At 70.5% G+C, this 9728-nt stretch carries 7 protein-coding genes; 1 reads left to right on the top strand and 6 read right to left on the bottom strand.

Annotation, left to right across the window (positions count from 1 at the left end):
* Positions 1-257 precede the first annotated feature (257 nt).
* The 6 genes from ACFU5K_RS29965 to ACFU5K_RS29940 all read right to left on the bottom strand — a co-directional run bounded on the left by ACFU5K_RS29965 (position 258) and on the right by ACFU5K_RS29940 (position 8243).
* Positions 258-1259, bottom strand: a complete 1002-nt coding sequence (locus ACFU5K_RS29965) for a cytochrome P450 (RefSeq protein WP_384067262.1) — start codon at positions 1257-1259, stop codon at positions 258-260.
* 517 nt (positions 1260-1776) lie between these two features.
* On the bottom strand, positions 1777-2613 hold the full coding sequence (locus ACFU5K_RS29960) for a hypothetical protein (RefSeq protein WP_097282420.1): 837 nt from the start codon (positions 2611-2613) through the stop codon (positions 1777-1779).
* A 72-nt stretch (positions 2614-2685) separates the two neighbouring features.
* Entirely contained in the window at positions 2686-4260 is a 1575-nt protein-coding gene (locus ACFU5K_RS29955; protein ID WP_384067259.1) for a carbamoyltransferase C-terminal domain-containing protein, read from the bottom strand.
* On the bottom strand, positions 4254-5036 hold the full coding sequence (locus ACFU5K_RS29950) for a thioesterase II family protein (RefSeq protein WP_097282418.1): 783 nt from the start codon (positions 5034-5036) through the stop codon (positions 4254-4256). The genes ACFU5K_RS29955 and ACFU5K_RS29950 overlap by 7 nt, the downstream gene beginning before the upstream one ends.
* Before the next feature lie 49 nt (positions 5037-5085).
* A complete protein-coding gene (locus ACFU5K_RS29945; protein ID WP_384067257.1) occupies positions 5086-6381 on the bottom strand; it encodes a cytochrome P450 in 1296 nt (431 codons plus the stop codon).
* Positions 6378-8243, bottom strand: a complete 1866-nt coding sequence (locus ACFU5K_RS29940; protein WP_384067254.1) for an amino acid adenylation domain-containing protein — start codon at positions 8241-8243, stop codon at positions 6378-6380. Before ACFU5K_RS29940 ends, ACFU5K_RS29945 begins: the two co-directional genes overlap by 4 nt.
* Positions 8244-8614: 371 nt before the next feature.
* On the opposite strand from ACFU5K_RS29940, the gene ACFU5K_RS29935 reads away from it, so the two are divergent.
* Entirely contained in the window at positions 8615-9595 is a 981-nt protein-coding gene (locus tag ACFU5K_RS29935) for a TauD/TfdA family dioxygenase (RefSeq protein ID WP_266637744.1), read from the top strand.
* Positions 9596-9728 lie beyond the last annotated feature (133 nt).

Below are 9728 nucleotides of genomic sequence, written 5' to 3'. Positions count from 1 at the left end.
GGCGATACCGGCTCCCGCCACTAGCCGAAACTCGCTGACCTGCGCTGATGCCCAATTCGACTCATCGGACACCCACTGAGCTGCGGAACCCGGGTCGAAGGGCCGTTGGAATTAAGCGGATTCCACGTCACTGGTCTGTTGTCCTGTGGCTCCGCACTGGTCCGCACAGCGTGCGACGCCGGGCCGCTTTTCTCCGTCCCGGTGGTGCTCTCGTGCGGCCGTCGTCACGAGTCACCGCATCAGGACCCGGTCGGATTTCAGCCGGACCGTGGAGTGAAACGGACCGGGAGCGAGGTGACGCCGTAGAAGGACGTGATGTCGGGAAACCAGGTGACGGCCCCACGGTCGCTCACCCGGTAGTCGGGAATCCGGGTGAGCACCTCTTCCAGCATCACGGTGAACAGGGCCCGCACCAGGGAGGCGCCCAGGCAGTAGTGCGAGCCGGCGCCGAAGGCGAGGTGTCCTGAGATGTCGCGGTCGAGGTCGACGGTGTCGGGGTCGGCGAAGACCGCCTCGTCGCGGTTGGCCGAGGCCCAGCTGACGAAGACCCTCTCGCCCGCCCGCAGCGTACGGCCCCCGAGCTCGACGTGCTCGGCGACGGTGCGGGCGGTGCCCTGCACCGGCGACATCCACCGGAGGAATTCGTCCGCGGCACGCGGGATGAGGGCCGGGTCCGCGATCAGACGGGCCCTGAGCGACGGATGCTCCTCCAGGTGCAGAAGCGCCGTCGCGGTCAGGGAGGACACCGGGTCGATGCCCAGCAGGATGAGGTACAGCATCGACAGGATGTCCTCGTCGGACACGGGCTCGCCGTCCACTCTGCCCGCCAGGAGAAGCGGGAACAGACTGCGGTCCGTGGTGTCGGTGCCGTATTCGCGGCGCACGTCCAGTTCCTCCACCAGAGCCATCGTGATGCGCTGCGCGTGGTCGCGGGCCCCGGCGAGATCGTGCGGTGCGGCCAGCAGAGCCTGGTGGACCAGCGAGTCGATCTCGAACCAGCGGTCGTCCGGCAGCCCCAGATCGCGCATGGTGACGACGCCCGGCACCCGCAGCGTCAGCGCGGTGACGAGATCGCAGGCGCCCTCGGAGATGACGGAGTCGACGCTCTCCCGGGCCAACCGGCGTAGTTCCGGCATCCGTTCTCGCACCCTGCCCGCGGAGTAGAACGACGACAGCAACTTGCGAAACTTTAGGTTCCGCGGTGCGTCCTCCTCCAGCGGCACCAGTCTGCCGGTCTGTCCCAGAGGCGGAATGGTCACACCCTGAAGGGTCCCGTCGGCCAGCAGGTGCCCGGTGCGGAACACTCCGTCGCGCCCCGCCTCCGAGACCTCCGCATGCCGTGTCGCGACCCAGAAGCCACCCCAGGCCCCGCTCCAGGAGACAGGGCACCGCGACCGCAGGCGCGCATAGGCGGGAAAGGGGTCCTCGGCCAAGGCCGGGTCATGGCTGTCGAAGTCCTCGGTGCCCGGGTCTGCACCGCCGGCCCGCCCGGCAGGGCCGGTGCTCCCGGCCCGCGCGCCGCTGTATGGACACCCGCTGCCGTACGCTCCTTCGACACCGGAACCGGAACCGGCAATCGGGCCCGGCCGGTCACCCCGGTACGACCCGAGCTGGTCGTCTACGTCCACCTCTCCCTACCTTCCCTTGGTCTCAGCGCCACGGACATCGCCAGGGCCCGCCCTCCCCGTCGGGGCATCAACGGCGTCGCGCGGAGTCGGCGCACGCTCGGGAAGGCGGGCCCTGGACGTCCGGTGCGGGCCGTCGGCCGTGCCGGCCTCAGGTCCAGCTCACGACCGTGTGGGCGTCGGTGAAGCCCATGATGAAGGACACCGTGGTGCGGTTGCCGGTGTTGGCGTCCACCGCGTGGACGAAGGCGCCGTTGAAGGCGTAGACGTCGCCCTCGCGGATGTCCAGGCGCAGTTCCTCGAAGTCGGCCAGGGCCTCGGCCGTGTAGGGCAGGCCGGTCTGCTCGATGCCCAGGGCGTGCCGCGTCGCGTCGTCGGGGCGGATGTTCCAGATCACCAGCCGTCCTCCGGCGGTGTGCTCGGTGCACATGTTCACCGCGCAGATGTCGTGCTCCAGGACGCGCTGGATCTCGAAGCCGGCCTGGCGCGCATCCTTGCACTGTGCCTCGTCCTCGTGCGGGTCGAGGGAGAAGTCGCCCTCCTTGTCCCACGCGCGGATGAGTGCCGCGGACGCGGAGCGGCCGTCCATCTCCGCGACTCTCAGTGCGGCGCCCTCCTGCCGCAGGGCCTTGTTCACGCCCTGCCGGAAGGTGTGCCAGGGCGAACCAGGAGCGTCGATCACCTCCTGTACGTGGTCGGCTGCCTCGGCGGCTTCCCGGAGGTAGGTGTCGGCGCTCTTGTTCCAGTGGTAGGCGCCGACGTAGTGCGACGGCTCGCCCTCGCGGTGCTGGCGTGCGGGACTGGCCCAGAACCGCTCAGTCAGTTCCTTACGCGCGGCTGGAGGTATGACGTCCCGGAAGATCACTCCGAGCCTGCGGCCGTGCAGGACGTCCAGGACGAGCCCGTAGTCGAGTTCGCTGCGCTCCTCGAAGCGGAAGAACTCCGGATCGGCCTGTCGTCCGCTCAGCCTTACCTTGCTCTGCTGCATGGGTGTTCCCTCTTTCACACGTACACGAGTGCTCTCACAGGGGCGCGGCGTCCCGGACCGCGCGGTCCCGGCTCAGGGCCGCGGGACGCGCCGGGTGACGAAGGTGTCCCCGACCACATAGCCGTCGAGGTCGTGCTGCTCGCCGTAGCGGATCAGGTCGCTGGTGTGGTTGATGAAGCCGCGGCCGGAGAAGTTGAGCGAGGTGTTGCACAGCACGCTGAACCCGGTGACGTCACGGAAGGCCGTCAGCAAAGAGGCCACGGCCGGGTTCTGCTCGCGGGTCACGGTCTGGGCGCGTGCCGTGCCGTCGACGTGTGTCACGGCCTTGAGGGCCTCGGAGCGGACGGTGCTGAAGTAGAGCATGTAGGGGTCCGGGAGGGAGCCCTCGAACCATTGCTCGGCGTCCTCCTCCAGGCAGAGCGGAGCGATGGGGCGGTAGCCTTCCCGCTGCTTGATCTTGTTCAGGCGGGCGGTGGTCTCCGCGCTGAACGGCGCCGCCAGGATCGACCGGTTGCCCAGTGCCCTGGGGCCCATCTCCCACCGGCCGCGGGCCCAGCCGATGATGCCTCCGTCGGCGATGAACCGTGCCACCTCGCCGTAGTCCAGCGGCCGGGTCTCGTAGCGCTCCGGGTCGAAGGCGGCGTCCTCCACGAAGTCGTCGCCGGCGTACACGTCCCACTCCACGGCCGCCACGCCCGTGTAGTGCAGCTGAGCGTCGATGGCGGTGCCCAGCGAGGAGCCGCTGTCGTTCGGGCACGGTGGCACGAAGACCTCCGGGAACAGGCCGCATTCGGACCAGCGGCGGTTCCACTCGCAGTTCAGCCCGCAGCCGCCGGAGATCAGCAGCGGCAGCCCCTCGGTCAGGTGCTCCGCGGCATAGGCGTGGAACCGGTCGAAGATGGCGTCGGAGAACTTCGCCGCCAGGTCCTTGTACTCCTGCGACTCCACTCCGATGTTCCGGAACGGCGTCCAGTCCATCTCGTCCTTGCCCAGGGTCGTGATGATCCGCTCCTGCGCGAGCAGGAAGTCGATGAGCTCCCGCTCCTCCGCGCTGGTCCCGGTGCGTCGGGCGAAGCCCGTCAGAGCCATCTGCTTGCCCGCGTCCTGGAGCCGCAGGACGCCCTTGTTGGCGGTGAACTTCCGGTCGGCCAGGGCGAACAGGTAGGCGTACTTGTTACCCGGGTCGGACATGACGTGCCGCAGGTGGGTGACGCCGCCGCTCTCGTCGATGCGGTAGAAGGAGCCGATGTTGCCCTCCCACACCAGGCAGTAGTACGGCTGCCCGGCGGGGAACGGCGAGAGCCCGTAGGCGGTCATGATGTGCGAGCGCTCATGGGTGGAGGAGAAGACCCGCACGTCCGTGCCGAAGAACCGGCCCGCCTGGTCGGACACCGACCCTTCGCCGACGCCGAAGTAGCCGGTGCGCGAGGGCGGCTCGTCGGAATACGCTCCCTTCACCCAGCCGCCGACGGCCACCACGTCCGGCAGCCGGTCCAGCCGCTCCGCGGCGGCCAGCAGCACCTCCGCGGTCAGCGAGTCGTAGCGCGGGAATGAGTCCTTCTCCGCCTCCAGCGAGAACAGCAGGCGGCCGTCGTCGATCGCCGTGACCGCGCTGTCGTGTCCTTCCTTGAACGACAGGATCAACATGCCTCTTCACTCCTTCCGCCGGCTGGTCCTGTGGACGGCCGGTCTGCGGTGACGCCGTCGGTCAAGAGCCGCAGCAGGTTCTCGGGGCCCTTGATGAAGCCGTAGTGGCCGCCGTCGAAGACGACCTGATCCATTTCGCCGCAGGCCGCCCAGCCGGTCATCCGCTCCGGCTCCATCCCGACATCTCCGCTCCACCCGATCGCGGTGATCGGGCAGGGCAGCTTCGGCGGATCGGCCAGGTGGTAGCGGCGGTTGACCTCGATGTCGCCCCGCAGCACACCCAGGGTCATGCCGACGAACGTGGGCAGCGGGTTGCCGCCCAACTGCACGATCAGCCCGCGCAGCTCCTCGGCCAGCTCCTCGTCGTCCATCTGGAGATGACGGCCGTACGGCCCGTCCTGCGGGGCCACCTCGGAGGAGACGAACAGCCGCTGCGGCGGTCGCGAGCCGCGGCCGACGGCCTGCACCGCGGTCTCGTAGGCCGCGAGCGCCGCGCTGCAGTGGCCGAACAGGGTGTAGGGGACGTCCAGATGGGGTTTCAGGACCTCGGACAGGACGTGGCCCAGCTCCTGGTACGTCTCGAACGGCCGCTCCCGCAGCCGGTTCTCGCGTCCCGGCAGCTGCACCGGCACGAAGTTGACGCCCTGGTACTCGGACGGCCAGTGGCGGTACATGGACGCGCCGCATCCCGAATAGGGCAGCAGGAACACTCGGGCTCGGGCGTCGGGAAGCGGTTCTCTCAGAAACCAGCGTGGGGGTCGGCCGGCGGTCGGCATCGGCTGGTGGACCTCACCTTCGGTTCGGCTGACGGCGGGCGGCCACGGGTCAATAGGCGGCCGGGCGAGCCCGCGGCCGGGAGCGGGCGGTGATCGGCATCTCGGTCCAGCCGTAGATCGTGTTGGAGTACAGGCGCTTGCCCGGGCCGACCGGGACGATGTCGGTGAACCGGCTGAACAGCTCGGCGAAGAAGAGCCGCAGGGTCACCTTGGCCACGGTGTGGCCCACGCAGTAGTGCGGGCCGATGCCGAACGCCAGATGCTTGTTGGGGCGACGGGCCGCGTCGAAGGTGAACGGGTTCGGGAAGACGTCCTCGTCGCGGTTGGCGGACGGCAGCCACACCGCCACCGCGTCGCCCGCCGCGACACGGGTGCCGCCCAGCTCCACATCCCTGGTGGCGTAGCGGATGAAGTGCGTGGTGGGCGTGGCCCAGCGCAGCGTCTCGTCCACTCCGCCGACGATCAGGTCCGGCCGGTCGGCCCACTCCTGGAGGGCCGGTGTGCCCATGAGCTCCGCCAGGGTGCTCACCGGGACCTGGGCCGTGGTCACGTTGGCGCCGAGCAGCAGGCTGTAGCAGTTGGAGATGACCTCGCCCGCAGTGAGCGGGCGGCCGTCGATCTCCATCCTCAGCAGCAGGCTGATCAGGTCGTCGCCCGGGTGCGTGCGCCGCTCGTGGACGATCTCGTGGAAGTAGGCGAACAGGCCGCGGTGGGCCATGTTGAGCACCCGGTCGATGCCGCGCTCGTCGCGGTAGCGCGGGTCCTCCGGTGCCACGGACGCGGTGGTGAGGGCGACCAGCCGGCCCCAGTCCTCCTTGGGCAGCCCCATCAGCACGCCGGCCACGGCCATCGGCAGCTGGTTCGCGTGGGCCGCGAGGTCGTAGGGGCCTCCGTCGGCCAGCGGCGCCAGCAGGTCCGTCACCACCGTGCGGAACTGTTCCCGCCGCTCCATGGTGGGCTTGACGGCCAGTGCCCGCTGCAGCGGTTCGCGCAGCGACGTGTGCCGCGGCGGATCCGTCGCCGCCATCTGGTGGCCGCCCGCCGGGTCGCCCCGGCCCAGGAGGTAGAGCAGGGTGCCGCGTTGGGAGGTGAACGTGGCGTGGTCGCGCAGCACCCGGTCGATGTCCGCGTACCGGGTCACCGACCAGTACGGGTGGCCGTCCTTCTCGTGCAGGGCGACGGGCGTCCGGCGCCTCAGCTCGGTCCACGCCGCATGGGGGTCGCGGTCGCTGTAGAGCGCGGGATCGGCCAGGTCGGCGAGGGCTCCCGGGCCTGCTCCGCCTTGGTGCACCGGGCATCCGGCGGCGAGGGGCGGGGCCGACGTGTGGTGCGGTGAGACGGTCACGATCGGATCTCCCGTCCGGCAAGGGTCTCGCCCACGGCCTCGCTCAGCTCGGCGACGGTGGAGCGCAGATACAGCGCGGTGGCTGGTATCTCGACGCCCAGCTCCTGGTGCATGACGTCCAGCAGTTCGGCGGCCAGGAGCGAGTGGCCGCCGAGGTCGAAGAAGTCGTCGTCGATCCCGACGGGCGCGGTGTCCAGCAGCGCGCTCCACAGCTCGGTGAGGCGCCGCTGGAGCGGCGTGGCCGGCGGAACGTAGGCGTTGGCCACCGCGCGCGGCCGTGGGCCCGCGCTCGTGAGGGCGGAACGGTCCACCTTGCCGTGCGCGGTGACCGGCAGCGTGGTGTGCACCAGGATCGTGTCCGGGACGGCGTAGCCGGGCAGTTCGGCGGCCAGCGAGGCGCGCAGCCGTGCGCCCAGCCCCTCGTCCGCGGTGCCGCTCGGAACGGCATGGCCGACCAGGCGTTTACGGCCGGCGCCGTCCTGTTCGACCACGACGACCGCCCGGTCGATGCCGGACTGCCGGGCCAGGGCCGCCTCGACGGCACCCGGTTCCACCCGGTAACCGCGTACCTTGACCTGCCGGTCGGTGCGTCCGGCGAACTCCAGGTTCCCGTCCGGCAGCAGCCGGGCCAGGTCGCCGGTGCGGTACATCCGCGACCCCGGCGGCCCGAACGGGCAGGGCAGGAAGCGCTCCGCGGTGGCCGCGGGCCGGCCCAGATAGCCCCGTGCCAGGCCCCCGCCCCAGGTGTATATCTCGCCGGTGCTGCCCGCCGTCACCGGGCGCAGCGCGTCGTCGAGGACGGCGACCCCGGTGCCGGTGACGGCCGTACCGATGGGAACGGCGTCCGGCGGCGGTCCGCTGGTGGTCCAGCACGTCGTGAACGTGGTGTTCTCCGTGGGGCCGTAGCCGTTGGTGAACGTCAGACCCGGCCAGGCGTCCAGGAGTCGGGCCACGAGCGCGGGCGAGGCGACGTCGCCTCCCGTCACCACGTGCCGGAGACCGGCGAAGAAGGACAGCCGGCTCTCGATCAGCTGGTGGAGCAGGCCGGTGGCCAGATTGACCACGGTCACCCCGTGGCCGGTGACGGTGGCGGCCAGCGCGTCGAGATCGACCGGCCCCCCGCCGGGGTGCACCACCAGGCGACCGCCCGCGCAGAGCGCGCCGAAGATCTCCAGCGTCGACGCGTCGAAGGACACCGGGGAGACCTGGAGCACGGTGTCCTCGGGTGTCAGCCGCAGCCAGTCCTGCGACACCACCAGACGCAGCACGCCGCGATGGGTCACGCCCACGCCTTTGGGCGCACCGGTGGAGCCCGACGTGTAACAGACGTAGGCCAGGTCGTCGGCCGTGCGGTTGGTCCGTGCGGCGGCCGAGGAGACGTGCGCCGGGCCGGTGCGCGCGGGCGCCGTGGCCGGGGTCAGGGTTTCGACGGTGTCCGGCAGCCGTCCGGCGTGCTCGGGTGCCGCCACGGCCAGACGTGCCCCGGCGTCGGCGACCAGCTCCGCCAGACGCCGGTCAGGGTCGGCGGTGTTGAGCGCCAGATACGCGCAGCCCGCCTTCAGTACGCCGAGCAGCGTGACGATCAGGTCGGTCGAGCGGTCCATCAACACCGCGATGACGGCGTCCTCGTCGTGCACCCGGGTTCGCAGGCCGGCGGCGAGCCGCTCGGCGCGGGCGTCCAGGTCTCCGTAAGTGAGCGTCCGCCCGTCACAGGTCACTGCCGGCGCGTCCGGTACGCGGTGCGCGTGTGCGGCGACGCGTTCGTGGAGCAACGCCTCGCCGGCGTCCGCCGCGTGCGGGGCGGAGCCACTGGACACGGAGCGTGACTCCGCCGACGTGTCGGCCACAGTGCTGTCGATCAACTCCAGACCACCTCTCACCCTCCGAAGAGCGTGTCCGCCAGCGGGACGACCCGGTGCCGTTCCCGCGGAATCGGCTTCCGCGAAACGACTCTAGGCGTCGCCGACAGCCCGGAAATCCGTGGAACGAACGAACCCGGCACACATTTTTCGATGAGCCCTCATCATTATTTTGTTGGTATGGCCGCATTGAATTCGGGAGGGCGGCGATGGCAAAGTGCGGAATAGTCTCAGATCCCTTGACCGGTGTATCGCCGGGACCGGAAGCTGTCGCCTGAAGCAAGGTCGAACCGACCTCATCGCCGGTTCACCGACCGGTCGGCTCCTGCCGGAGCGGCCGCCATTTTTTGAAAGGTCCCTGAAAGGTAGACCGTATGCCGGTGCAGGATATGAATCGCGCGGACCGGGAGCTCGGGAAGGACCTTCTGCGAGTGGCGCGGACGCTGGCCGCGGGCGGCGCCACCGGCGACACCGTGCTGTCCGCTCCCGAGGCGAGGCGGCTCCCGCAGAGTCTGACCGCGGGCCTCGACGAACTCGTCCGGCCTCCCGATCCGCACATCGGTCACCGCGTCGTCAAAGGACTGCTGGACTGCGGTGACCCGGGCCCCACGCCACTGCACTGGCGGGCGAGCGACCCTCGGCGCAGCGCCGACCTCGACATCGCTCTGGCCCTGGTCGCCTCCCGTCTCGGGCGGGTGTTCGGCTGGCGCAACCAGCAGGACGGGCGGATCGTCCACAACATCCTGCCCAGTCCCGGTCAGGAGCGTCTCCAGGTCGGTGCCGGCAGCGTGGTCCCGCTCGCCTGGCACACCGAGGACGCCTTCCACCCGTACCGGGCCGACATCCTGCTGCTGGCCTGCGTGCGCAACCCGGACGACGTCGGCAGCAGACTCTCCAGCGCCACCAGCGCGTCCCTGACGGCAGCCGACGTCGCACAGCTGCAACGGCCCCTGACCGTCGTGCTGCCCGACGACAGCTACGCCGACCGGGAGGCGGAGCTGCGCCGGCAGATCGGGATCGCCACGCTCTGGCACCGCGAGTACGGCGCTCTGGGCATCCGCTACGACCCCTCCTACATGCACCGGCTCACCGACGACCCGGACTTCATCGCCGCCTTCGACCGGCTCGGTCACGCTCTGGAGGCCAACGGCCATGTCGTCCCGCTGGAACCGGGCGACCTGCTGATCATCGACAACGACGCCGTGGTGCACGGCAGGCTGGCCTTCACGCCCCGGTACGACGGCACGGACCGCTGGCTCAAACGCGTCCTGGTGCGATCACCACGGCCGCGCCCGGCCCGCGAGCGGCAGGAGCACGGATACGACCAGGAACAGGTCGACGCCCACGCGGGATGACCGGGCGGCGACGGGTCTGGAGTTGAACAGAACTCCGGTCCGGCCGGAACACCTGACGGGCACGTCGTGACGCCGGGTGCGGGCCGGCTGCCGCCCTGGCTGCGGGCGGTCGTGCCTCCCCCAGTGCCTTGAG

It is taken from the genome of Streptomyces sp. NPDC057428, from assembly GCF_042803195.1.
In the GTDB taxonomy this organism is placed as follows: domain Bacteria; phylum Actinomycetota; class Actinomycetes; order Streptomycetales; family Streptomycetaceae; genus Streptomyces.
Note: the sequence above shows the minus strand (reverse complement) of the source record. Positions and strands in the feature narration are given on the sequence as shown.

Bases quoted from the DNA above. Each gene is read 5' to 3' on its own strand.
- ACFU5K_RS29960 (WP_097282420.1), bottom strand. From the start codon at position 2,613: ATGCAGCAGAGCAAGGTAAGGCTGAGCGGACGACAGGCCGATCCGGAG.
- ACFU5K_RS29955 (WP_384067259.1), bottom strand. From the start codon at position 4,260: ATGTTGATCCTGTCGTTCAAGGAAGGACACGACAGCGCGGTCACGGCG.
- ACFU5K_RS29950 (WP_097282418.1), bottom strand. From the start codon at position 5,036: ATGCCGACCGCCGGCCGACCCCCACGCTGGTTTCTGAGAGAACCGCTT.
- ACFU5K_RS29935 (WP_266637744.1), top strand. From the start codon at position 8,615: ATGCCGGTGCAGGATATGAATCGCGCGGACCGGGAGCTCGGGAAGGAC.